This window comes from Fundidesulfovibrio sp., from assembly GCF_058402725.1.
Genome location: NZ_JBZVFJ010000051.1, coordinates 3,257 through 24,565, shown reverse-complemented (window position 1 = coordinate 24,565; position 21,309 = coordinate 3,257). Strand labels below are relative to the sequence as shown.

Annotated in this window: 25 protein-coding genes; 8 read left to right on the top strand and 17 right to left on the bottom strand. The window is 69.1% G+C overall.

The features are described 5' to 3' along the window. The 3 genes from trpS to ACV4UX_RS08650 form a co-directional block, all read right to left on the bottom strand. Positions 1-758: tryptophan--tRNA ligase (gene trpS / locus ACV4UX_RS08660; protein ID WP_491592909.1), on the bottom strand; the 758-nt coding region annotated here is incomplete at its 3' end. A gap of 9 nt (positions 759-767) precedes the next feature. Next, on the bottom strand, positions 768-1,415 hold the full coding sequence (locus ACV4UX_RS08655) for a site-2 protease family protein (RefSeq protein ID WP_491592908.1): 648 nt from the start codon (positions 1,413-1,415) through the stop codon (positions 768-770). A gap of 181 nt (positions 1,416-1,596) precedes the next feature. Next, positions 1,597-1,974 (bottom strand): response regulator, encoded by a 378-nt coding sequence (locus tag ACV4UX_RS08650; protein ID WP_491592907.1) that lies wholly within the window; start codon positions 1,972-1,974, stop codon positions 1,597-1,599. 128 nt (positions 1,975-2,102) lie between these two features. Between ACV4UX_RS08650 and ACV4UX_RS08645 the strand changes: the two genes are divergently transcribed. From ACV4UX_RS08645 to ACV4UX_RS08635, 3 genes are read left to right on the top strand one after another with little or no spacing between them, the layout of a single operon-like run. Beyond that, complete coding sequence (locus tag ACV4UX_RS08645; RefSeq protein ID WP_173083688.1) at positions 2,103-2,300, top strand: hypothetical protein; 198 nt, start codon at positions 2,103-2,105, stop codon at positions 2,298-2,300. Between the two features lie 4 nt (positions 2,301-2,304). Then, entirely contained in the window at positions 2,305-3,201 is an 897-nt protein-coding gene (locus tag ACV4UX_RS08640) for a TIGR00269 family protein (RefSeq protein ID WP_491592906.1), read from the top strand. 2 nt (positions 3,202-3,203) lie between these two features. Then, positions 3,204-3,986, top strand: coding sequence for a hypothetical protein (locus ACV4UX_RS08635; protein WP_491592905.1), 783 nt, complete (start codon positions 3,204-3,206; stop codon positions 3,984-3,986). Positions 3,987-4,020: 34 nt separating this feature from the next. On the opposite strand, the gene ACV4UX_RS08630 is transcribed toward ACV4UX_RS08635, so the two are convergent. Together ACV4UX_RS08630 and zwf are read right to left on the bottom strand one after the other, a co-directional pair. Then, positions 4,021-4,812 carry a 6-phosphogluconolactonase gene (locus ACV4UX_RS08630; protein WP_491592904.1) on the bottom strand — a complete coding sequence of 264 codons (792 nt, stop codon included), beginning with the start codon at positions 4,810-4,812 and terminating at the stop codon, positions 4,021-4,023. Beyond that, positions 4,799-6,346: a glucose-6-phosphate dehydrogenase gene (zwf, locus tag ACV4UX_RS08625; protein ID WP_491592903.1), complete on the bottom strand. Its 1,548-nt coding sequence runs from the start codon at positions 6,344-6,346 to the stop codon at positions 4,799-4,801. Before zwf ends, ACV4UX_RS08630 begins: the two co-directional genes overlap by 14 nt. A 367-nt stretch (positions 6,347-6,713) precedes the next feature. Here zwf and ACV4UX_RS08620 point away from each other — a divergent pair, with 367 nt between their 5' ends. Beyond that, on the top strand, positions 6,714-7,478 hold the full coding sequence (locus tag ACV4UX_RS08620; protein WP_491592902.1) for a metallophosphoesterase family protein: 765 nt from the start codon (positions 6,714-6,716) through the stop codon (positions 7,476-7,478). A gap of 56 nt (positions 7,479-7,534) precedes the next feature. Here ACV4UX_RS08620 and mltG read toward each other — a convergent pair whose 3' ends face one another. The 5 genes from mltG to ACV4UX_RS08595 form a co-directional block, all read right to left on the bottom strand. Beyond that, entirely contained in the window at positions 7,535-8,548 is a 1,014-nt protein-coding gene (gene mltG, locus ACV4UX_RS08615) for an endolytic transglycosylase MltG (RefSeq protein ID WP_491592901.1), read from the bottom strand. Then, positions 8,545-9,003: a Holliday junction resolvase RuvX gene (ruvX, locus tag ACV4UX_RS08610; RefSeq protein ID WP_491592900.1), complete on the bottom strand. Its 459-nt coding sequence runs from the start codon at positions 9,001-9,003 to the stop codon at positions 8,545-8,547. The genes mltG and ruvX overlap by 4 nt, the downstream gene beginning before the upstream one ends. Positions 9,004-9,018: 15 nt before the next feature. After that, positions 9,019-12,591 carry an FAD-binding and (Fe-S)-binding domain-containing protein gene (locus ACV4UX_RS08605; RefSeq protein WP_491592899.1) on the bottom strand — a complete coding sequence of 1,191 codons (3,573 nt, stop codon included), beginning with the start codon at positions 12,589-12,591 and terminating at the stop codon, positions 9,019-9,021. A gap of 178 nt (positions 12,592-12,769) precedes the next feature. Next, on the bottom strand, positions 12,770-13,081 hold the full coding sequence (locus tag ACV4UX_RS08600; RefSeq protein WP_491592898.1) for a putative quinol monooxygenase: 312 nt from the start codon (positions 13,079-13,081) through the stop codon (positions 12,770-12,772). Further along, the gene (locus ACV4UX_RS08595) at positions 13,078-13,983 is read right to left on the bottom strand and encodes a helix-turn-helix domain-containing protein (protein WP_491592897.1); all 906 of its coding nucleotides are present in this window, start codon (positions 13,981-13,983) and stop codon (positions 13,078-13,080) included. Before ACV4UX_RS08595 ends, ACV4UX_RS08600 begins: the two co-directional genes overlap by 4 nt. A gap of 150 nt (positions 13,984-14,133) precedes the next feature. On the opposite strand from ACV4UX_RS08595, the gene ACV4UX_RS08590 reads away from it, so the two are divergent. After that, the gene (locus ACV4UX_RS08590) at positions 14,134-14,316 is read left to right on the top strand and encodes a hypothetical protein (protein WP_491592896.1); all 183 of its coding nucleotides are present in this window, start codon (positions 14,134-14,136) and stop codon (positions 14,314-14,316) included. 374 nt (positions 14,317-14,690) lie between these two features. Here the strand turns inward: ACV4UX_RS08590 and ACV4UX_RS08585 are convergent, their stop codons facing one another. The 4 genes from ACV4UX_RS08585 to ACV4UX_RS08570 all read right to left on the bottom strand — a co-directional run bounded on the left by ACV4UX_RS08585 (position 14,691) and on the right by ACV4UX_RS08570 (position 16,704). Next, positions 14,691-15,320 carry a tetratricopeptide repeat protein gene (locus tag ACV4UX_RS08585; RefSeq protein ID WP_491592895.1) on the bottom strand — a complete coding sequence of 210 codons (630 nt, stop codon included), beginning with the start codon at positions 15,318-15,320 and terminating at the stop codon, positions 14,691-14,693. Between the two features lie 5 nt (positions 15,321-15,325). Then, the gene (locus tag ACV4UX_RS08580; RefSeq protein WP_491592894.1) at positions 15,326-15,709 is read right to left on the bottom strand and encodes a hypothetical protein; all 384 of its coding nucleotides are present in this window, start codon (positions 15,707-15,709) and stop codon (positions 15,326-15,328) included. 2 nt (positions 15,710-15,711) lie between these two features. Continuing rightward, positions 15,712-16,383 carry a YkgJ family cysteine cluster protein gene (locus ACV4UX_RS08575; protein ID WP_491592893.1) on the bottom strand — a complete coding sequence of 224 codons (672 nt, stop codon included), beginning with the start codon at positions 16,381-16,383 and terminating at the stop codon, positions 15,712-15,714. Positions 16,384-16,515: 132 nt separating this feature from the next. After that, the gene (locus ACV4UX_RS08570; protein WP_173083662.1) at positions 16,516-16,704 is read right to left on the bottom strand and encodes a ferredoxin; all 189 of its coding nucleotides are present in this window, start codon (positions 16,702-16,704) and stop codon (positions 16,516-16,518) included. A gap of 313 nt (positions 16,705-17,017) precedes the next feature. Here ACV4UX_RS08570 and ACV4UX_RS08565 point away from each other — a divergent pair, with 313 nt between their 5' ends. Both ACV4UX_RS08565 and ACV4UX_RS08560 read left to right on the top strand, forming a co-directional pair. Further along, positions 17,018-17,968, top strand: a complete 951-nt coding sequence (locus ACV4UX_RS08565; RefSeq protein WP_491592892.1) for a glycosyltransferase — start codon at positions 17,018-17,020, stop codon at positions 17,966-17,968. A gap of 208 nt (positions 17,969-18,176) precedes the next feature. After that, positions 18,177-18,374 carry a hypothetical protein gene (locus ACV4UX_RS08560; protein WP_491592891.1) on the top strand — a complete coding sequence of 66 codons (198 nt, stop codon included), beginning with the start codon at positions 18,177-18,179 and terminating at the stop codon, positions 18,372-18,374. A gap of 91 nt (positions 18,375-18,465) precedes the next feature. Here ACV4UX_RS08560 and ACV4UX_RS08555 read toward each other — a convergent pair whose 3' ends face one another. After that, positions 18,466-19,401, bottom strand: a complete 936-nt coding sequence (locus tag ACV4UX_RS08555; protein WP_491592890.1) for a lytic murein transglycosylase — start codon at positions 19,399-19,401, stop codon at positions 18,466-18,468. 106 nt (positions 19,402-19,507) lie between these two features. On the opposite strand from ACV4UX_RS08555, the gene ACV4UX_RS08550 reads away from it, so the two are divergent. Beyond that, a complete protein-coding gene (locus tag ACV4UX_RS08550) occupies positions 19,508-20,011 on the top strand; it encodes a C40 family peptidase (RefSeq protein ID WP_491592889.1) in 504 nt (167 codons plus the stop codon). A gap of 58 nt (positions 20,012-20,069) precedes the next feature. Here ACV4UX_RS08550 and ACV4UX_RS08545 read toward each other — a convergent pair whose 3' ends face one another. Both ACV4UX_RS08545 and ACV4UX_RS08540 read right to left on the bottom strand, forming a co-directional pair. Then, positions 20,070-20,951, bottom strand: a complete 882-nt coding sequence (locus ACV4UX_RS08545) for an SPOR domain-containing protein (protein ID WP_491592888.1) — start codon at positions 20,949-20,951, stop codon at positions 20,070-20,072. Further along, positions 20,944-21,309: MFS transporter (locus ACV4UX_RS08540; RefSeq protein WP_491592887.1), on the bottom strand; the 366-nt coding region annotated here is incomplete at its 5' end. The genes ACV4UX_RS08540 and ACV4UX_RS08545, both read right to left, overlap by 8 nt.

Genomic DNA, 21,309 nt, shown 5'->3' with positions numbered 1-21,309 from the left:
TCCTGGGGCGTGAAGAGCAGGTGGTAGGGGTAGAGGTTGCACTCGTCGGGCTCGCCTGGGTCCTTGAGGCGCACGCGCTTGGTGCAGGTGAGCATGGGCTTGATCTTGGCGCGCACGCCGTCGAGATCCTCCCCCAGGGAGATGGCGTTGCCGTAGCTCTTGGACATCTTGCGTCCGTCCAGGCCGGGGAGCTTGGGGGCGCGTGTGAGCTTGGCCTCTGGTTCGGGGAAGAAGTCTCCCCAGAGGTGGTTGGCGCGCCGGGCGATCTCGCGGGTCAACTCCAGGTGGGGCAGCTGGTCCTGTCCCACGGGCACCCACTTGGGCCGGTAGATGAGGATGTCCGAGGCCATGAGCACGGGGTAGCCCAGGAAGCCGAAGGTGGAGAGGTCCTTGGCCTCGTCGAGCTGTTCGCGCACGTCCTTGTAGGTGGGGCAGCGCTCCAGCCAGCTCACGGGGGTGATCATGGAGAGGAGCAGCGAGAGCTCGGCGTGCTCCTTCACTGCGGACTGCTGGAACATCACGCAGCGGGCGGGGTCGAGCCCGGCGGCCACCCAATCCTGCACGAGCCCGGGGACGAATCCACGGATGCGTTTCGGGTCGGCGTATTCGGTGGTCAGGGCGTGCCAGTCGGCCACGAAGAAGAAGCACTGGTGGTCCTTGTGGAGTTCCACCCAGTTGTCGAGCACTCCGAAATAGTGGCCGAGGTGCAGGGGGCCGGTGGGGCGCATGCCCGAGACGATGCGGTTGTTGGCGGTCATGGCGTCTCGCTAGATCAGGAGGTTGTAGAGCGTGGCCACCACGGGTCCGAGGAGCTTCCCCAGCACGCCCGTGAGGGCCAGAAGGATCACGATGACGAAGCCCCAGCGCTCCAGGCGGGAGAGCTCGTAAGCCCAGCGCCCGGGCAGCACGCCCATGAGCAGGTGCCCGCCGTCCAGGGGCGGGATGGGCAGCAGGTTGAACACGCCCAGGGCCAGGTTCACCTGGACGCTGGCCTTGGTCATGTACCACAGGGGCGGGAGGATGGTGGCGGCGAAGAGGCCGTCCGGGTCCAGGGAGGGGGCCAGGGCGCGCAGGGCCTCCAGGCCCAGGGCCGAGAGCGCGGCCAGGACGAAGTTGGAGAGCGGCCCGGCGGCCGACACCAGGGACATGCCCAGGCGGGGATTGCGGAAGTAGCGGCCGTCCACGGGCACGGGCTTGGCCCAGCCGATCATCTGGGTGAGCACGAAGGCCAGAAGGCCCAGCGGGTCCAGGTGCTTGAAAGGGTTGAGCGTGAGCCGCCCGGCCAGGCGCGCGGTGGGGTCGCCCAGGAGGGCGGCCATGGCCCCGTGGGACACCTCGTGCACCGTGACCGCCATGAGCATGGGGGGCGCGTAGATGGCCAGGTTCACCAGGAACCGGCTGAAGTCGTCGAACATGGATGGAACGCCGCCGTGGGATGATGGGGAGACGCCTGCCGCCGCCCCGGAACAATCGAGCGCCCCGGGCCGCAAGGCGGCTCGGGGCGCGAGTTGGCTAGCACGAAGCCCGGGCGAGGGCAAGCTGCCGGGACCCGGCGATCAGGCGGCCGGAAGCGCGGTCGGCCCGGCGGCCGGGAACTCAGGCGGCCGGAGCGGCCTTGGCCAGGGCCAGGGTCACCTTGGACTTGAGCTCCGTGAGGTCCACGGACTTCACCACGTAGTAATCGGCGGCGATGGACTTGAGGTCGTGCTGGAAGGAGTCGTAGGCGGTGGAGAGGATCACGGGGATGACCTGGTCCTTGCCGCGGATCTCCTGGAGGAGGTCCAGCCCGGAGCGGTTGGGGCCGAGCTTGATGTCGAGCACCACCACGGCGGGCTTCTCACGCTCCAGCACGGCAAGGATGGGTTCCTCGCCGTCGGAAGTGGCGACCTCGTACCCTTCGCTCTCCAGTTCCTCTTGATAGAGCATCCGGATGTGCTTCTCGTCGTCCACGACCAGGACCTTTTTCGAACTCATGGAAACCTCCGTGATGGCGCGCAACGCGTCCACGGCACTAGCCTATGCTCAAAAACCCCGGCCGGGTCAACCGCTTTCCAGGCGGGCTGGCGCTTGCTCTCCGGGTCGGGTCGGGGTAGAGCGCGCCCATGGTCGACGTCATCATCGAAGCCACGGGCGAGCGGCACACGTTCCGCAGCCTGAACACCGTCCTGCAGCTGCTCGGGAAACTCGGGCTCAAATCAACTGAAGTGCTGGTCATCCGGGGGCGCGAGCTGCTCACCCCGGACCGGGCCATCGGCCACGAGGGCGAGATCCGCATCCGCCACGTGGTCTCCAGGGGGTAGCGCCGTGAAGTGCAGACGCTGCAAGGCCCTGGCCCAGGTGGCCCTCCCCAGCCACCACACCGGATTCTGCGCCCCCTGCTTCGAGACCTATTTCCTGCGCCAGGTGGAGCGCGGCATCCACGAGCACCGCCAGTTCACCCGGGAGGACTCCGTGCTCCTGGCCGTGTCGGGCGGCAAGGACTCCCTGGGCCTGCTCCTGGCCCTCAAGGAGCTGGGCTTCCGGGTGACGGCCCTGCACATCGACCTGGCCATCCCCGTCTCCTCCGAGAGCGCCCGCAGCACCGTGGAGGCCTTCTGCGCCGCCCAGGGCGTGGAACTGCGCGTGATCGAGACGGCCAGGGACGGCCTGGCCATCCCCGACGTGAAGGCGCGCGTGAAGCGCCCCATCTGCTCGGTGTGCGGCAAGATCAAGCGCCACTGGTTCAACCGCTACGCCTACGAGCAGGGCTTCGACGTGCTGGCCACGGGCCACAACCTGGACGACGAGGTGGCCAGGCTCTTCGCCAACACCCTGCGCTGGGACCAGGCCTACCTGGCCGGACAAGGCCCCGTGGGCGAGGCTTCGGGACGCTTCGTGCGCAAGGTGAAGCCCCTGTGCCGCCTGACGGAATACGAGACGGCCGTGTGGTGCTTCCTCAAGGGCATCGAGCACGTGCTGGCCCCGTGCCCCTACTCCGGGGGCGCGAGCTTCACCGGGCACAAGCGCCTCCTGGCCGACCTGGAGGAGCGCAGCCCGGGCATGAAGATGCAGTTCTACGAGCATTTCCTGCGCTCGGGCCGCCCGGCCTTCAAGGCCCTGGCCCAGGACGCCCCGCCGCTCAACGAGTGCACGGGCTGCGGCTACCCCACGTCGCAGGACGTGTGCGGGGTGTGCCGCATCCGGGAGCGGCTGGAGGCCTGAGCATGGACGTGCGGGCCTGGACCGCGGAGCGCCGCCGCACGGCGCTTGCGCGCGCGCGCCTGGCCGGTTGGGCGCTGCTGGCGGTCCTCCTGGGGTGCGGGGCGTGGCTTTGCTGGCGCGAGGCCCGGCTGCCGCGCGCCCTGGACGCCGAATTGGCCCGGGAGCGCACGGCCGCCCTGCGTACGCGGCTCAAGATGCTCACCCACGCGGCCTACACGGCCAAGGTGGCGCGAAACGGGCTTCTGGCCGACGTGCTCGGCGGTTTCGACGTGCTCACGCCCTGCTTTGCAGCCGGAGACCTGCGCGGGCTGCCCCCGGAGGCCCCCTGCAGGGCGCTCTGGGAAGCCTCGCTGGAGAAGATATGGGCGACGGCCTACGGACCGGGCGGACCGCCCGTCCCCGAGGAGATGCGCCGCGACCCGTGGGGCTCGCCCTACCTGCTCAATCCCGGCGAGGTCTTCTGCGGAGGGTTGCAGGTTGACTGGTGCCCCCACGACGACATCGGCTCGCCGGGGCCGGACGGCGTGGCCAGCACCCCCGACGACGTGATCGTCTCGGCCCCCATGCACCTGGGGCCTGGGCGAGTTGAGGCCGCGAAGGCCCGGGAAGAGGCCGCAAAGGCCTCGAAGGCAAGGGAGGAGGAAGCCGCAAAGGCCTCAAAGGTCCGGGAGGAGGAAGCCGCAAAGGCCTCAAAGGTCCGGGAGGAGGAAGCAGCAAAGGCCGCGACGACCGCCCCGGAGGGCGAAAAGACCGCGAACCAGGGCGAAAGACCGCCCATCCGATGAACAGTCCGCAAGAATCGGCTCTCTCAACGGACTGCTAGCCCGCCAGCCAGGCAAGCCGCCCCGACGCCGGGCGCACCAGCGAGGCCGGGCAGTCCGGGCGCTCCCCCGCCGCGATGGCCCGCGCCAAGGCCAGTTTGTCCGCCCCCGACACCAGGAAGAACACCTCGCGCGCCGCGTCCAGCACCGGCAGCGTGAGCGTGAGCCGCGCCACCGGCGGGCTGGCCCCGGCGTAGCGCACCGGCAGCACCCAGCGCAGGCGCTCCTCCAAAGAGGTCTGCCCCGGGAAGAGCGAGGCCGTGTGCCCGTCTCCCCCCACGCCCAGGTGCACCACGTCGAAGCGGGGGAAGCCCTGCAGGGCGTCTGAGGGAGCGCCGTAGGCCGTCCGCTCGTCCGGCAGGGCGTCCTGCCCCGTCGCGCCGCCCGCCGCGTTCTCCCCTGCGAAGAAGGCGCGCAGGGACGCCTCGTGCGCCCGGGCGTGGGCCTCCGCGTCCTCCAGGGGGATGCCCGGGGCGGGCATGGGGTGGACGTTGCCGGGGGGCAGGGGCACGCGTCCGATCAGGCGCTCCCGTGCCAGGCGCTGGTTGCTCTCGGGCGAGTCGGCGGGCACGAGGCGCTCGTCTGCCCAGAAGACGTGTGTCCTGTCCCAGTCCATGGGCTCCAGGGCCAGGAGCTCGAAGAAGCGCCCGGGCGTGGAGCCGCCCGAGAGGGCCAGGGTGAAGCGTCCTCGCTCCGCCACGGCCCTTGCCGCCGCCTCGGACACCAGGAGCGCCGCGGCCCTGGCGGCCGCCTCGGCGTCCGGGAAGGAGCGCAGGTCAGGCGCGCACATTGCCGGTGAGGTCCTTGAGGTAGTTCAGGTGCACCATGCTGGCGTCGCGCGGACCCCAGCTGCCCGCCGGGTAGAGGAAAAGGTTCTTCTCCATCTCCACCTGCTGCTCGCACAGCTCCAGGATGGGGGTCAGGTAGGCCCAGGAGAGTTCCACGCCGTCCTGGCGCCAGAAGAGCATGTGGTCGCCCAGCATGCAGTCCAGGATCACTTTCTCGTAGGAGTCAACGGGCGGCCCGGCGTAGCCTCCCTTGAAGTCGAAGCTCATGGAGGCCGTGCGCAGGCAGAAGCCCTCGCCGGACTGCTTGGCCTGCAGGCTCAGGTGGATGGTCTCGTTGGGGTAGACCTCCATGATGAGCCGGTTGGCCGAGACGTGCTCGCCCACCACGTTGCGGTAGATGGAGTGGGGCACTTCCTTGAACTGCACCACCATGCGCGTGATCTTCCCGGCCAGGCGCTTGCCGGAGCAGATGTAGAAGGGCACGCCCTGCCAGCGCCAGTTGTCCACGTAGGCCTTGAGCATGGCGAAGGTGGGCGTGAGCGAGGCGGGCGAGACGCCCGGCTCCTGGCGGTAGGCCGGGAGCTTCCCGTCGGCCGAGGGGCCGTACTGCCCCAGCACCAGATGGCCGAAGCCCTTCTCCGGATCGAAGGGGCGCAGGCTGCGGTAGAGCTTGGTCTTCTCGTCGAGCACCTCGCGCGCGCGAAACACCGAGGGCGGCTCCATGGCCGCCAGGGAGAGCAGCTGCATCATGTGGTTCTGGAACATGTCGCGCAGCACGCCTGCCTCCTCGTAGTAGCCCGCGCGGTGCTCCACGCCCAGGGACTCGGCGGCGAGGATGGAGACGTAATCCATGTAGTTGCGGTTCCACACCGGCTCGAACACGGCGTTTGCGAAGCGGAACAGCAGGACGTTCTGCACGGTCTCCTTGGCCAGGTAGTGGTCGATGCGAAAGATCTGGCCTTCCTGGAAGTGCAGGTGCATGGCCCGGTCGAGCTTGCGGGAGGATTCCAGGTCGCGCCCGAAGGGTTTTTCCACCACGATGCGCGTCCAACCCTCCGGGGTGTCCTGCCCGGCGAGTCCGGTCTCGCCCAGGTTCACGGCCACGGCCTCGTAGAGGGTGGGGGGGATGGCCAGGTAGAACATGCGGTTTCCGGGCAGGCCCAGCTGGGCCTCGGCGTCTTCCAGGGCCTTTCCCAGGCCCCGGTAGCCCTCCAGGTCGGCGTAGTCCATGGCGTGGTAGAACAGCCTGCGGGCCAGGCCCTCCCAGTCCAGGCCGTCCAGGTGCCCGGCGGCGGCCAGCCATTCGCGGGCCTTCTCGCGGAAGGCCTCGGTGGTCATGGGGGTGCGCGCCGCGCCCACGATGGCGAAGTTGTCGGGCAGGTCGCCCGCTCGGTAGATGCGGGCCAGGGCCGGGATGAGCTTGCGGGAGGTGAGGTCGCCCGAGGCCCCGAAGATCACCACGGCGCAGGGCTGGGGCCGTTCGGGGAGCCTGCACTCCATCACGTCGGGGGAAACGCCGGGCTGGAAAGGGTTCACTTGGTTCTCCTTGCGCTGGGCGGTCTGTCGGCCCGGGACGCCGCGTCCGGACCAGGCCGCCGTGTTCCTTGGGGAGGCCGCCGCGTGGAGCGCGGCCCGCGTCCGGCCGGCGTCGCCCGGACCGTTTCGCAAGGGGTGCTCCCCACGGGGATTCCTTACCCCTCCTTACGGAAAATCGCGCCGCGTTGCCAGTGGGAAGAAGCCGGAAACGAAGGCGATCGGACGCTTGACGGCGTATCTTTTCACGAATATCCCGCGAACGATCAAGCATCAGGTGTTTCGAGGTTCGCATCGGGCATGCGCCCGCCCGGAAGGGGCCTGCGCAATGCGCGAGGCGTACGGCCGCAACCCCCACCCAGGAGGCGTCATGAAGCTTCTCCACCTGAGCGATCTGCACATCCATTCCGACGCGGCCGACAACAGGGCCGTGGCCGCGACCCTGGCCTACGTGAGCAAGGAGCACCCCGAACACGTGCTGGTGATCACGGGCGACATCACCGACGACGGCGCGGAGGCCCAGTACGAGCAAGCCCGGATTCTCCTGTCGCCGTTCGAGGGGCGGCTCTACATCTGCCCGGGCAACCATGACTTCGGAGCCAAGGGCCGCCACTACAACCTGGAGCGCGCGCGGCGCTTCGACGAGATGCTCGGCAAGCCCTTCAACCAGGGAGGATCGTTCGCGGGGGCGACGCATCCCGTGGTGAACCGGGTGCGCGGCCCTGGCGGAGGGGTCCTGCTCATCGCCCTGGACTCCAACCTGGAGACCAAGCATCCATTCGACCTGGCTTGCGGGAAGATCGGCAAGGCCCAGCTGGCCGAGCTGGACGCGCTGCTCAGCCACAGCCGAGAGCCGGGCGTTCCGGTGATCCTCTTCCTCCACCACCATCCCTACGAATACCACTGCCCCGGGATGCGCCTGCGCGACGCGCACGCCCTGGGCCGGGTGATTTTCGGCCGCGTGGACGCGCTGCTCTTCGGACACCGGCACAAGTCGCGCCGGTGGGACGTCAACGACAACCTGTGGGACATCCCGCACATCCTGGCCTGCGACGACAGCCCGGGCAAGCCCACGGCCCGCGAGATCGTGGTGAACGGCCCGACGCTGACCGTGAACGAGGTGCGCATCGCCTGAGCCGGGCGCGGGTCGGAACGCGGGCGGGGGGGCGGCGGCCCGGCCGTACCGTCCTCCTACTTGCCCTTCTTCAGCTGGAACCTGGCCACGGCTGCGTTGTGCTCCTCCAGGGTCCTGGAGAACTGGTGGGAGCCGTCGTTCCTGGCAACGAAGTAGAGGGAGTCCGTGCCCTCGGGGTTGGCGGCGGCCTTGAGGGCCTCCAGCCCGGGGTTGCAGATGGGGCCTGGCGGAAGGCCCGGGTGCTGGTAGGTGTTGTAGGGGTTCTTGGGGTCGTCCAGGTGGACGCGCTTCAGGTTGCCGTCGAACTTCTCGCCCAGGCCGTAGATGATGGTGGGGTCGGTCTGGAGGAGCATCTTTTTGTTCAGGCGGTTGGTGAACACCCCCGCGATCCGGGCGCGCTCATTGCCCTGGCCGGTCTCCTTCTCCACGATGGAGGCCAGGATCACGGCCTCGTGCAGTGCCTTGCCCTGGGGTGGGTCCTGGGGCCAGACCCTGGCCGCGGCCTTGCGGAACTGGGCGAGCATGGCCTCCACCACCTGGCGGGCGTCGTTGCCGGGCTTGCGGGTGAAGCGGTAGGTCTCGGGGAAGAGGTAGCCCTCGGCGGTGTCGGCGGGCACGCCGTAGCGTGCCAGAAGCTCCTTGTCGCGCGCGGCCCTGTCGAAGCTGGCCGCAGTGCCCAGGCCCGCCTGTTCGGCCATCCGGGCGATCTGGGGCATGGTGAGCCCTTCGGGCACGGAGAGCTTGTAGAGCACGGCCTGGCCGCTCACCAGGAGATCCAGCACCTTCTGGGGCGTGAGCCCCGTGGAGAGCAGGTATTCCCCGGCCTTGAGCCTGGAATCCTGCCCCGTGTAGCGGGCCAGGAGCTTGAAGGCCAGCGGGTCCGTGACCACGCCCTGCTTGTAGAGCTGCCCCGCGATCTGCTCGAAGCCGGAGCCGGGCTCGATGGTCACGGTCAGCTCGCGTCCCGGGGTCTCCGGGGCCACGGCGAGGAACTGGTGCGCCCTCCAGGCCACGTAGCCCGAGGCGGCCAGGACCAGGAGGACGACGGCGGCCAGGATGCGCCGGATCATGGTGTGCTCCCGTGAGTGGCCGCCACGGTGCGGGCGTTGGCTGGGGCGGCCAGGTAGGTTTCGAGGATCAGCGCGGCGGCCTGCCTGTCCAGCAGTTCCTTGACGCGGCCGGGCTTCACCCCGGCCTGGCGCAGGCGCTCAAGGGCCTCCTCGCTGGAGAGGGTTTCGTCCATGAGCTTCACGGGCAGGGCGGTGCGCCGGGCCAGGCTGGCGGCGAAATTGGCGGCGCGCCGCGCCGAGAGGCTGTCGCGTCCCTCGGCCGGTTCCGGATAGCCCACCACGATCTCCTCCGCGCACTGCTCCGCGATCACGCGGGCCAGGGCGGCGAAGAGCGCGTCGCGACCGCCCTGGTCCGGCCCGGGCAGGGTGTCCAGGGCGAAGGCCATGGAGCCCCCGGGGTCGGAGACGGCCAGGCCCACGCGCTTGAGGCCATAGTCGATGCAGAGGGTCTTCATGGCAGCAGGTCGGGCCTAGCCCTTGGCGCCTCCCGGGTAGGCCACCACGCGCCTGCGGCCCTCCTGGCGGGCCTTGGCCAGGGCCTTGAGGAACCCCTTGCGCCACTTGGGGCCTTCCTGGGCCTGGGCCAGGTATTCCAGCACGTGGAGGACGTGCTGCTTGCGGCCCATGCGCAGCAGGCAGCGCTTCACGCCGATCTTGCAGGAGGGGCAGCCCACCAGGATGGGCTGGGTCTCGCTCTTGGCGTCGCCCAGGTCCTTCTGGAGCTGTTCCTGCTTGCGCAGGCGGATGCGGTTGAAGAGGTCCGGGCTGGTGATGGCCCCCAGGCCCGATTCGCCGCAGCAGCCCGGGGAGATGTCCACGCGCGAGCCGGTCAGCTCGCCCAGGGCCTGGCGGTAGAGCTCCGGGGCCTTGGCCAGGGGCACGCCCGCCCACTCGGCGTGGCAGGCGGCGTGGTAGACCAGGCGCGCGTCCAGGGGCCTGGCGCGCTCGTCGCGCGCGGGCAGGCGCTCCATGAGGTACTGGGCCACGTCGTAGTGGGGGATGCGGCTGCCGGCGATCACCTCGGTCTCGTAGCCGTCCAGGGATTCGCGGCATGTGCCGCAGGCCGTGAGCACGGCCTGGGGCTTCACGCCCTCGTTGGCGGCCTTGACGAAGATCTCGCCCAGTGTCTCGATGTTGCGGGCGCGGTTCTTGCGGTAGGCGTCCTGGAAGCCCGAGGAGAGCAGGGGGTAGCCGCAGCACATGTGGCGCTCGGGGATCACGACGCTCACGCCCGCGCGCAGCATGAGGTGGATGGCGGCCAGGCCGATCTGACGCCAGAAGAGGGCCGCGCCGCAGCCGGGGAAGTAGAACACGGCCTCGCCGGTGGGGCGCTCGGGCAGGAAGATGCCGCCCTTGGAGAGGTCCAGCGCGTCGGCCAGGTTCTTGAAACCCGTGACCGGGCCGGAGCCGTGGAGCATGGGCGAGGCGAAGCGAGAACGCCACGGGCCGGGCAGCAGGCCCACCACGCGGTTGCCCAGGGCCTGCCCCCATGCTGCGGCCTTGGCGGCGGACGGGGCGCGCTCCTCGGGCTTTTCGGCCACGAAGTGCAGCACCTTGGACTTCACGGGGTGCCCGCCCGCGCCTTTTTCTTCAATGAAGGCGCGCATGTCCAGCATGGCCCCGGCGGTCTTGATCTTCACGGGGCACACGGAGGTGCACTTGCCGCAGGTGGTGCAGCGTTCGGTCATCTTGCGCAGGCTCTCCAGGAGCTTGGCCGAGGGCCTGCCGTGGTGCACCTGGGAATAGTAGATGGCCTCGATGATGGAGCCCAGGCTGATGTTCTTGTTGCGCGGATGGTAGATGAGGCCGCGCTCCGGCTGGTACATGGGGCACACCTGCTTGCACTTGCCGCAGCGGGTGCAGACCTGGATGTCCGTGAGCAGCTTGATGAGCTTGTCCTTGTCGGGCAGCGCGGTCTTGCGGATATCCTTGATGAGGCGGTTGAAGGAGAAGGTGTAGGGGTCGCAATCCAGCTGGCGGGTCACCAGCTTGCCCGGGTTGAAGATGTTCCCGGGGTCCACCCGTTCCTTGTAGGCCTTGAGGGCCGTGATCTTGTCCTCGGGCAGGAAGGCGATCTTGGTGATGCCGATGCCGTGCTCGCCCGAGACGGCGCCGCCCAGCTCCATGACCTTGGCGAACACCTTGTCGGCGGCCTCGTGGGCCTGGGCGAGCATTTCGGGGTCGTTGGAGTTCACGGGCAGGTTCACGTGGCAGTTGCCGTCGCCCGCGTGCATGTGGCTGGCCACTTCCACGCGCCGGGCCAGCATGTCGGCGTGGATGGCCTCGATCTCGCCGTAGAGCTTGGGGTAGCGGGTTCTGAGGTCGGTGAAGAAGTAGTAGGCCTGGACCTCCAGCTCCTGGTCGTTGAGCTCGGCGGTGGTGCGCACGCCGCGCAGGATTTCCGCCGCGAACTGCATCTCCATGGAAACGAAGCCGTCGGAATCCGGGAAGCCGGGCAGGCGGGTGACCTCCTGGAGGGCCTTGCGGTAGGCGCGGGCCAGGCAGGTGAGGTTGAGCTGCTCCAGGAAGTCCGAGAATTCGGGGATCACCTCCATGGGGATCACCACGTCCTCGTTGATCTTGAAGCCCGAGGTGCGCTTGGCGATGGCCGAGAGCCTGTGGCGGTCTTCCCAGAAGAGTTCGGCCTCCTTGTCGTCGCGGGCCACGAAGGCGTCCACGCCGTCGTGGCGCTGGGCGATGGTGACCACTTCGGCCACTTCGCGGTCCAGGGCCTCCAGGTCGTTGCCGTCGAGCTGGAGCACGAGCACGCTGATGGGGTCGCCCTCGTAGAGCTTGGACTTCTTCTGGTACTCGATGGCCCGCACGTATTTGGCGTTGAACTCCTCCAGGGCGGAGATCTTCACCAGGTCGCCGTCCTGGCGGATGCGGTCGCGCATGGCCACCACGGCCTGGATGGCGAGCATGGCGTTGTGCATGGAACGCCCGAAGAACTCCAGGACGATCACCTTGGAATACTTGAGCTTGTCGTGGCAGATGAAGCAGGCTTCGGTGATGACGCCGTCCACGCCCTCCTTCTGCATGCCCGGCAGTCCGCCCAGGTACTTGTTGGAGACGTCCTTGCCCAGGCCCGGTCCCCTGATCTCGCCGCCGTCGAGCTCCACGGCGTCGATGCGCTTCCCGGTCTCGTCCAGGATGTGGAACACGGCCTTCTCGTGGGGCAGGATCTTGTGGCGCGGGTGGTTCGCGCGCACCACTTCGATGAGCTGTCCCGAGGGCATGACCATCTTGTAGGAGAGCAGGTTGTCCAGGGTGGTGCCGTACTCGAAGGCATAGGGGCCGCCCGCGTTCTCGGAGATGTTGCCGCCGATGGAGCTTGCGGCCTTGGAGGCCGGGTCCACGGTGAAGAGCATGCCCTTCTCGGAGGCGGCGCGGATGGCCTGGAGCGTGATGACGCCCGCCTGCACGCAGAGGGTCATGGTCTCGGGGTCGGCCGAGAGGATGCGCTTGAGCCGCGTGAGTGAGAGCACCACCGTGCGCCGCCTGGCGGGCACCGCGCCGCCCGTGCAGCCCGAGGCCCCGCCGCGCGGGATGAGGCTGAAGCCCATCTCGCCCGCCAGGCGCACGATGCGCTGCACGTCTTCGGTGCGCTCGGGGGCGAGCACCATCAGGGGCAGCTCCATGCGCAGGTCGGTGGCGTCGGTGGAGCATTCCACGAGGTTGTGCGGGCCGTCGAGGATGGCCTTGTCGTCCAGGAACTCGGAGACCTTGGCCTTGAGTTCGGCGCGGAAGGCCGTGTCCTTGTCGAAGCCCTCCCAGAAGGCGCGCACGGCGCGGGTGAGCTGGCTGAAGTACTCCGGGGTGAGCATGGTGGCGGACTGCGCCAGGCGCTTCTCCACGGAGTCGCGCGCGTCGGAGGCGTCGATGAAGGGGTTGTAGCGCACCAGGAACAGCTCGCTGGCCAGGGCCACGGCGGTTTCCTGCACGTCCTCGGGCCAGCCCTTGAGCTCGGCCTCGGAGATGCCCAGCAGGCGCGGCACAAGGCGCTCGGCCGGGATCGATATATGGGGATTCTTCTCTGGCATGGAAGGGTACCTGCGGCGAGTGATGGGAAAGCAAGGTTCCATAGTACCGGCGCGGCCGGTTGGCAAGGCGTTTCGATGAGGGGAACGCGGGCGGGGCGGGAGGGGAGCGCCGGGACCGGCCGGTCCGTGGGGCGGCCGGTCCGGCGATGGAGCGGGCGGGCGGTCCGGAGCTGGGCGCTCAGCCCTCGAAGGGGCGGGCGAACCCGGCCACGAGGTCGAAAAAGGCCACTTCGGGCGGCGCGGCCAGAAGGTCCGCGAAACGGGCCTTGGCCTGCAGGAAGAAGGGCTCGGCCATGTGGGAGTCCAGGGCCGCCTGGTCGGCGAAACGTTCGTAGAAGACGAAGCGCGGCGGCTCCTGTCGCGTGCGGTGGAGCATGTATTCCAGGGCCCCGGGCTCCCGGGAGGTCTCCCCGACCAGCCCCCGGAGGAGCGCTTCCAGTTCGTGTTCCTTTCCGGCGGCTGGCGTGAATGCGGCGGTCATGAAGATCATCTCGAGCCTCCTTTCTGGTGGATGACGGATGACCCGAGCATGACGTTGTCCGGCCTGCTGGGATAGTAGAAATGCGACATGTCGAGCCCTCTTCGCAGGTAATCCCCCGGGGGCATTCCGGCGAACTCCCGGAAGTCCTTGATGAAATGGGACTGGTCGAAGTAGCCCCCGGCCAGGGCCGCGTCCAGGTCCAGGCCACGGAAGCCCAGGGCGGCGGGCCGGGCGAGGCGCTGGAAGCGCGAGAGTCTGATGTGTCGCTTGGGGCCGACGCCCAGGCTCTCCTTGACCAGCCGCTGGAGGTGGCGCGCGGTGATGCCCAGGCGGTCGAGCAGGTCGTCCAGGCGCACGGCCGCGCTGTCGTAGTACATGCGGCGCACAGCCCACTCCACGTCGCGGCGTCCGGGCCTGCCGGCGTTCAGGGCTTCCAGGAGCCAGGCTTCCACCAGTGCGGCCCGCCCGGCAAAGGAGCGGACCCCCGCGACGCGCTCGGCCAGGGCCTCCACGCCCGGGCCCAGCACCTCGCGCGCGTCGGCCAGGGAGTCCGTGAGGAGCGCGGGCGGCAGGCGGTGGAACCGCGCGAGCCCTCCGGCCCGGAAGCGCACGCAGACAAACCCCGCGCTGCCCGCGAGGTCGACGCGGGCGGGCAAGGAGCGCAGGGACATGAGGTGGCAGCGCGGCACGGGGGCGGGGGGCTCCCCGCCGAGTCCGGCCCGGAAGGGCGCGCCCAGGTGGAGGAACAGCTCGTCGCCGCTCCCCGGGAGCACCAGGGCAGGGGGCCATGGGCCGTCGGCTCCCAGCTCCCAGGACCAGATCCTGTCCACGCAGGCGAAGAGCGCCCCGCCCGGGAAGGCGTGGCGGGCGACCGGGCGGACAGGGGCGGCCTGTTGCGTGCGTGGCGGCATGGCGTGGCCTATCCAGGGCGTTCGGCGCATTGTCAAGCGCCGACTCCTTGTCAAGCCCTGGACAAAGCGCGCGCTCTCTGCTTGCGTGGTCCGCGAACCGGACCCAACCCGCAACGGCCCGCTCCGGCGGGCGGCGCAAGGAGCGCTTCCATGGCCCACGACGCCGACATTGCCCAGAAGCATCTGATCAAGGAAACCCGCGACAGCTACGAGTTCAACAAGATTTTCAACCGGCTCCAGGTGATGATGGACCAGATGCGCGTTCTGGAGCAATCCCTGAGCGAGATCAAGAAGGACGTGGAGTCCATCAAGGGCGCGATCGGGACCAAATAGCCCGGTGGCGGTGCGCCCGGGGCGGACCGCATCGTCGTCTCCGGGGAGGGGGCGGCGAGTCCCGCGCGCAGCGGCGTGCGGAGCGGGCGGCTTGCCGTCCGCCAACGGCTTGCGCGCATTTCCTTCGGCCTTGCCATCAGGCCGGGACACCATTGCGCGCGCCTCTCGCGTTTCCAGTTCTCGAACGGTCTTCAAACGCCTTCGCGGGATTCATCGGCAGAACCGGTGAATCCCGCGAAGCTTTTTGCGGGGGCTGGGGGGCATCCCCCCGGCGGGCTCAGGGGAGAGTCCGGGCGGGGGCGGAGACACGGCGGGCGGGGATGCGACAAGGGCTCGGCGGGATGCCGGGGCGCGGTCCCGCCGGACGCCGGGCGCTATCCGGCGAGCTTGGCCTCGATGTCCTTGAGGAGGTTGGGGTGCACGTCGTAGTTGCACTCCTGGGCCTGGCGGATGCAGTTCATGGCCTGCTGGGCGTCGCCTTTCTCCAGGTAGGCCAGGGCCAGGTTGTTCCAGGCGGGGCCGAACTTGGGGTGGAGTTCCACGGCGCGCGTGCTCATTTCGATGGATTCGTCGGTCTCCCCGGCCATGTAGAGGGCGCTGCCGAGGGTGCCGAAGGCCTGCACGAACTGGGAGTCCAGCTTGACGGCCTTGCGCAGCGACTTGATGGCCTCGTCCACCTGGCCCATCTGGAGCAGGCAGAAGCCGATGTTGGCGTGGGGCACGGCGAAGCGGTGGCGGGCCTTCACGGCGGCCTGGTTGAAGCGCAGGCAGTTTTCGATGTCGCCGTCGTTCATGGCCAGGCCGCCCAGCTGGACGTAGCCTTCGGCCATGGCGGGGGAGCGTTCGATGGCGCGCAGGAAGCTGGTCTTGGCTTCCTCGAAGCGGCGCTTGTGCAGGTAGGCCACGCCCAGATTGTAGTGGGAGGTGGCGCACTGGTCGTTCTTGGCCAGCTTGTTTTCGAGCTCTGCGATGTAGTCGTCGACGTTTTCGGGGGTCATGGCCATGGTGATCACCCAAGTCCTTTGGATTGCTTGTATTCCTCGACGCGCCCTTCCTCTTCGAGGAGCTTGGCGTACCACTGGACGAAATCGAACATGCCCTTGAAGCGCAGCGACCCGTTGATGACGCCCACGCAGAGTTCCCATGCGCCCTGGGCATAGTCTGTGGAGACGGGCGTGCCCTCGGGGAGAGACTGCATGAACTCGCGCATGAGCTGCTGGGAGGTGCGCTTGGAGGTGTCGATGCGGATGTCGATGGGGTCGAAGGGCTTCTGGAAGGGGTCCCAGTTGTCGTAGCCCATCCTGTCGATGAACTTGCGCCGCCTTTCGGAGATGCGCTCGTAGATGGCCTTTTTCTGGGCCTCTTCCTCGGGGGTGAGGAACTTTGTGAGCACGGCTAGTCCTCCTTCTTGGGGGCCCCCAGGCCGAAGAACTCATCGTTGTAGTCGGTGAGCACGGCCATGGAGACGGGGACGAGCATGTCCTGGAGGTAGTCGAATTTGCCGCCCACGCGCTCCACGATCTCCCGTGAGAGTTCGAACAGGCGCTCCTGGATGCGGGCGATGTTCACGGCGGGGTATTTGCCTCCGGGCTGGAAGCCGGACTTGCCGCACACGCGCAGCTTGCCGCCCACGTTGAGGGGCGCTCCGTAGAGGCGGCAGGTGACGGGGCGCACGTCGTAGAATTCGCAGCGCTCGTCCTGGGAGAGCAGGGCGCAGCGGATGCGCTCGGCCGCGAAGGATTCGACGATGCGCTCGTCGGGCACGCCCGCGCTGTGGGCCTTCCAGGCCTTGTGCTTGAGGCGGTAGTGCTCGCGGTCGGAGCGGTTGGCGGCCACGGTGATGCGGTAGCGCTCGTCACCCTTGGGGAAAAGTTCGTTGAAGCGCTTGTTGAGGTAGAGGGCCTCGACGAGGGTGACGTCGAAAGGGGCGTGGCAGCAGTCCGAGCAGGACACTTCGCAGCGCACCTGCTCGGGGCAGGCGGCCTTGACCTTCTGGAACACTGCGTCCACTTCGGCGCAGAGGGCTTCGTAGCGCTCGAAGATGTCGGAAAAGTCGGCGTCGATCACGGGAACTCCTGGCCGCCGGGCGCGGCACGCTCGATTATGGTCACGATTTCCCGACCGGCAAGGGGGAAAGAACAGGCGGGAGCGAGCCTTTGGGGCCGCTCCCGCCTGTTGGAGACTCATTCGGGAAAGGGATTATTCTTCCTCGACGGTGATGGCGTCCTGGTCGCAGACTTCGACGCAGGATTCGCAGCCCAGGCACTCTTCCTCGTTGACCACGACGGACTTGCCGTCCTGCATTTCGTAGACTTCAACGGGGCAGACGTCCACGCATTCGCCGTCGCCGGTGCACTTTTCTTCGTCGACAGTGACCTTGTAGCCCATGCTCCTAACCTCCACTCTCTGGTTTGGTTTGTTTCGTGCTCGGGAAGGCCCGTTCCGGCTTGCCGTGGACGGACCCAAATACCATGGAAAATCAAGAAGTTGGCCACCGAGGTCAAGCCGCGCGGGCCAGCTGTGAAAGCCTTAGCCTCGGACGTGATGGGCTGTCAAGCAGCCAGCCCGGGTCTGGCGCAAAAGGTTCGCCCGCCCGTCCCGGTGAAAAAAAATGGAACGCGGGCTAAAGATCAGCCCTGTTGGTCCGATAAGGAATGCGGAGTCACCCGGAACAGAACCTGCGGCCAAGGAAGGCTGTGTCATGAGCAAGATCGTCCCCCTGCGGCCAGGCCGCGACCCCATACGCCCGGTGCTGATGCTGTTGACGTCGCACCGCCTCGACTGCCTCCTGCTCAGTCTGCGCAGTCTGCAGCGCTTCACCAACCTCGGGCGGTTCAAGAAGATCTACATCGTGGCCAACGCCGTGGAGCCCGACCACGCGGCCATTCTCCACCGCTTCATGCACACCACGCCGGGCGTGGAGGTGATCCACTGTTCCCCGCGCGGGCTCGTGCCCGCCGTGAACGCCGTGCAGAACGAGATCCTCTCCAACCACCTGGACGACGTGGTGGTGAAGATGGACGAGGACGTGTTCGTGACGCCCCTCTGGCTGGAGCACCTGCTGGAGGCCTACCGGGCGCACCGCATGCGCGCCGACATCCCCATCGTGAGCGCCCTGGCCCCCGTGAGCCCTCCGGGACGCTTCGCCATGAACCGCTTCCTCAAGGCCGCCTACCCCGCCGAGCGCGCCATGTACGAGGGCGCTGTGGTGGAGGAGAACTGGGTGTACCACCGCTGGATGTGGGAGAAGGTGGTCCACGAGGACCTGGTGGGCGCGTGGCTCGCCAGCGGCCAGCCCCCGTACTTCTACCCGGATTTCTCCACCATCAACTGCGTGGTCTACGACCGCAGGCTCCTGGAGGCCGTGCTCCCGCTGCCCGTGCGCAAGGAGCCGGACGCGCCCCTCTCCGACGAGGCGGCCATCAACCGGGTGCTGGCCGCCAACCACTGGCGCAACGCCGTGGTGAGCCGCGCTCTGGCGCACCATTACAGCTTCTCCAAGTGCGAGCAGTACCTGCGCTCCCACGTGCCGCTGGACTTCGTGTGGCAGCACCTCCAGGAACTGTGGCGCGCCGAGCAGGCCCGCCTGAAGGGCCTCACCCTGCGCCGCTACATCCCCGCCGGTCCCATGGCCGGAGCCTCCGCCAGCTGAGCGTCCCCGGGCCGACGCCCTGCCGGGGGCGGCCGTTGTCATCCCATCCCTCCGGGCTCGCTGCCCTCTCCGTCGCCCGGTCCTGCCGGGCGGATTGTTTGCGGAAGGCCTCCCGGTCGGCCAGCTCCGACCGCAGGGCGATTGTCTCGCGGGCGCGAAGCGTGCTAGGAGAGGGGCGAGCCCCAAACCCGAGCAATACGGAGCCCCCATGACCAACGACCGCCAGGAATGGACCTGCCCCAAGTGCAAGGCATCCAACGACCCCGACTTCACCCACTGCCGCATGTGCGGCGAGCACAACCCAGCCGTGCCCAAGCCCGAGAAAAAGTGCGCCTCCTGCGGCTTCCTGGCAGGTAAGGAGACCTGCTGTCCCGTGTGCGGCAGCGACTACTTCCTCCAGCTCTAAGCGCAACTGCGCCCGGTCCGGCCTCCGGGCCGGGCCGGGCGGGTCGTCCGCTGCCGGGGTCCGCGCCGCGTCAGGGCGCGTGCCGCGCGCCCTAGGGACGGGCGGCCGCAGGCGCGGCGGGGGGCTGGCGCAGCCTGTCGGCGATGGTCATCACGGCCAGCGAGTAGAGGTCGGAGTGGTTGTAGGCGTAGACCACGGTGCGCTGCTGGTCCCAGGTGAGGCCCTGTTTCCAGCCGTGGCCCACAAGATAGTTGGCGATGCTGGGGATGGCGTCGGCGGGGTCGAAGAGGTCCACCCGGCCGTCGCTGTTGCCGTCCACGCCGAAGCGCAGGGCGTTGGTGGGCATGAACTGGCAGATGCCGATGGCCCCGTAGATGGAGCCGGGCACGGCCGACGGGCTCTGGCCCAGGGCGCGCGTGTAGAGGATGAGCGCCCTGAGCTCCTGATAGGCCCACTGGGAGCGGTCCTTGGCGCTGGCGTCGGCGTAGGCCGCGCGCTCGGCGTTGCTCCCCACGGTCTTGAGGTAGGGCCGGATGGGCTCCAGCCCGTCGCTGGCCGCCATGGAGGCCAGCACCTGGAAGGCCTGGTCCTTGCCCAGGAAGGAGCCCAGCTTGGTCTCCACCAAAAGCAGCGCCAGGATCACCTCCCGGGGGACGCCGTAGGCCGCCTCGGCGCGGGAGAAGGTCTCCGCGTGGGTGCGCGAGTAATCCCCGGCCCAGGCCAGGGTCCAGGGCTTGAGGTAGGCCGCGTAGTTGCTCTGCATGAGGGCCTTGCGGCCCGGAGGGGGCGCGGGGTCGAACTGCTTGCGCACCATGCGGTCCACTTTGTGGGCCATGATGGAGGGGTCGAAGGCCATGCCCGGGGCGTCGAAGAGGGGGACCAGTTCCGCGCGGGGCAGCCCGTCGGAGGCGAGGCGGTCCAGCAGGCGGTTCCAGGCAGGGTCCGCCGCGCGGGCCAGGGGCGGCAGGGCCAGGTGCGTCAACAGGGCCAGGGCGGCCAGGAGCTGGAGCGGTGTGCAACGTCGCATGCGCTAAGTATGACCCAGGCCGCCGCCGCTGTCCACCTCCCCGCGACTCCACAGGGGGGCGGTTCACGCATTGACCCGGCGGTCGGGCGGCACTATCTGCATGCGCATGAGTCGCGCGCTTGACAGAATCTTCGGCCCGGGCCTGCCCCGCCGCTTCTGCACGGCCATCCTGGCGTTTTCCCTGCTGGCTGGCTGCGGGACAACCCTCCCCGTGACTCCCGAGCCTTTGCCGCCGCCCAAGGCCAGCGTGGTCGAGACGGCGCGCGGGCAGCTGGGCGTGCCCTACCGCGCGGGCGGCGAATCCCCCCGCTCCGGTTTCGACTGCTCGGGCCTGGTGCAGTGGTGCTACGCCGTGCAGGGCCACAAACTGCCCCGACGCACCGAGGACATGCTCAAGGTGGGCCGCCCCGTGGACAAGGCCGATCTCAAACCCGGGGATCTGGTCTTCTTCAACGTCACCCGCAAGCGCTGGGGGCTGCACGTGGGCATCTACACCGGGCGCGGGCGCTTCATCCACAGCCCCACGCCGGGCGCGCACGTTCGCGAGGAGAGCCTCTCCGAACGCTACTGGGCGCGCACCTACATCGGCGCGCGCCGCATTCAGCAGTAAACGCCCGCCGCACGGCATTTCCCGGCGGCCGCACGGGCGCTTGAGGGCCGGGGCCGCCTCAGCGGCAGTCCAGCCCTCTTTCCAGTTCGCCCGCGCGCATGGTGCGCACGCGGGCGTCGCCGGAGAGGCGCGCCAGGGCCTCGCGCTCGGCGGCCGCCTCCTGGGCGTTCTCGCGCCATCCGGCTACGACCGTCCAGAGCGTGCGGCCCCTGGAGGGCTCGGGCCGCACGCAGACCTTGCGCCCTGATTCGCGCAGGAAGGAGGCTACCCAGAGGGCGCGGGCCTGTTCGGAGTAGCTGCCGGCGATGAGGGCGTGGACTTGGCGGGAGGGGTCGCCGCCCACGGGGCGTTGCGCCGGGGGGGAGGATTTGGGCGTGGGGGGCTGCCGCTGCGCGTCTTTGCCTGAATCCGTCCGCTGCGCGTCCTTGGCCGCGCCGTTGCGGTCCTGGCCGGATCTGGCCGGGCGTTTCGGCTCGGCCTTGGGGTCCGGCGCGGCCTGCGGCGGCGTCTCGGGCGCGGCCGTGACCTCGAAGTCGGCCCGGGCCAGCACGTGGCCCTCGCGAGAGACGCTGAGACTCCATCGGCCGGGCACGATCTCCCAGGGATAGGCGAACTCCCAGACGGCCTGGCCCGGCGCGCCGGGCACGGCCGGGACGATCCAGCGCGCGGGGGGGGCTTCGCCAGGGCGCGCGAGTTCTGCGTCCAGGAGCAGCGGGTCGCTCCCCGTGGGGGCGATGAACCCGAGGGTGAGCCGCGTCCCGGGCGCGGCGGCCACGACCCTGGGGTGGGCGCGCGGCGCGTCCGCATCCGGCGTGGAGGCTTGCGCTCCGTCGGCCCGGGGAGCGTCGGCGGCCCGCGCCGCCAGGCAGGGCGGGAGATGGGACGCCGGGAGGTGGACGGCCAGGGCCAGGGCCGCCAGCAGGAGCGACAGCCTACGCACGGGCGTCCGCCTCCGGGAGCCGCGCCAGCAGGACCAGCCCCACGGCGAAAAAGAGCGTGAGCGAGACGATGGCGGGCCGGGCCGACCCCGTGGCCTGGGCGATGGCCGCAAAGACCAGCGGCCCCAGCACCGCCGAGAGTTTGGAGAGCACCGAGAAAAAGCCGTAGTACACCGTGGGCTCCTCTCCAGGCGGCACGAGGCGGCTGAACACCGAGCGCGAAAGGGCCTGGGAACCGCCCAGGGCCACGCCCACGCCCAGGCCCAAGGCGAAATACTCCCCGGCCGTGGTCACGCCCCGGGCCAGCACGGCCACCGCCGACCACGCCGCCAGGGCGGCCATGAGGGCCTTTCTGGCCCC

Coding starts and splice junctions, on each gene's coding strand:
- ACV4UX_RS08655 (WP_491592908.1), bottom strand. CDS start 1,415: ATGTTCGACGACTTCAGCCGGTTCCTGGTGAACCTGGCCATCTACGCG.
- ACV4UX_RS08650 (WP_491592907.1), bottom strand. CDS start 1,974: ATGAGTTCGAAAAAGGTCCTGGTCGTGGACGACGAGAAGCACATCCGG.
- ACV4UX_RS08645 (WP_173083688.1), top strand. CDS start 2,103: ATGGTCGACGTCATCATCGAAGCCACGGGCGAGCGGCACACGTTCCGC.
- ACV4UX_RS08635 (WP_491592905.1), top strand. CDS start 3,204: ATGGACGTGCGGGCCTGGACCGCGGAGCGCCGCCGCACGGCGCTTGCG.
- ACV4UX_RS08630 (WP_491592904.1), bottom strand. CDS start 4,812: ATGTGCGCGCCTGACCTGCGCTCCTTCCCGGACGCCGAGGCGGCCGCC.
- ACV4UX_RS08620 (WP_491592902.1), top strand. CDS start 6,714: ATGAAGCTTCTCCACCTGAGCGATCTGCACATCCATTCCGACGCGGCC.
- mltG (WP_491592901.1), bottom strand. CDS start 8,548: ATGATCCGGCGCATCCTGGCCGCCGTCGTCCTCCTGGTCCTGGCCGCC.
- ruvX (WP_491592900.1), bottom strand. CDS start 9,003: ATGAAGACCCTCTGCATCGACTATGGCCTCAAGCGCGTGGGCCTGGCC.
- ACV4UX_RS08605 (WP_491592899.1), bottom strand. CDS start 12,591: ATGCCAGAGAAGAATCCCCATATATCGATCCCGGCCGAGCGCCTTGTG.
- ACV4UX_RS08600 (WP_491592898.1), bottom strand. CDS start 13,081: ATGATCTTCATGACCGCCGCATTCACGCCAGCCGCCGGAAAGGAACAC.
- ACV4UX_RS08595 (WP_491592897.1), bottom strand. CDS start 13,983: ATGCCGCCACGCACGCAACAGGCCGCCCCTGTCCGCCCGGTCGCCCGC.
- ACV4UX_RS08590 (WP_491592896.1), top strand. CDS start 14,134: ATGGCCCACGACGCCGACATTGCCCAGAAGCATCTGATCAAGGAAACC.
- ACV4UX_RS08585 (WP_491592895.1), bottom strand. CDS start 15,320: ATGGCCATGACCCCCGAAAACGTCGACGACTACATCGCAGAGCTCGAA.
- ACV4UX_RS08570 (WP_173083662.1), bottom strand. CDS start 16,704: ATGGGCTACAAGGTCACTGTCGACGAAGAAAAGTGCACCGGCGACGGC.
- ACV4UX_RS08565 (WP_491592892.1), top strand. CDS start 17,018: ATGAGCAAGATCGTCCCCCTGCGGCCAGGCCGCGACCCCATACGCCCG.
- ACV4UX_RS08560 (WP_491592891.1), top strand. CDS start 18,177: ATGACCAACGACCGCCAGGAATGGACCTGCCCCAAGTGCAAGGCATCC.
- ACV4UX_RS08555 (WP_491592890.1), bottom strand. CDS start 19,401: ATGCGACGTTGCACACCGCTCCAGCTCCTGGCCGCCCTGGCCCTGTTG.
- ACV4UX_RS08550 (WP_491592889.1), top strand. CDS start 19,508: ATGAGTCGCGCGCTTGACAGAATCTTCGGCCCGGGCCTGCCCCGCCGC.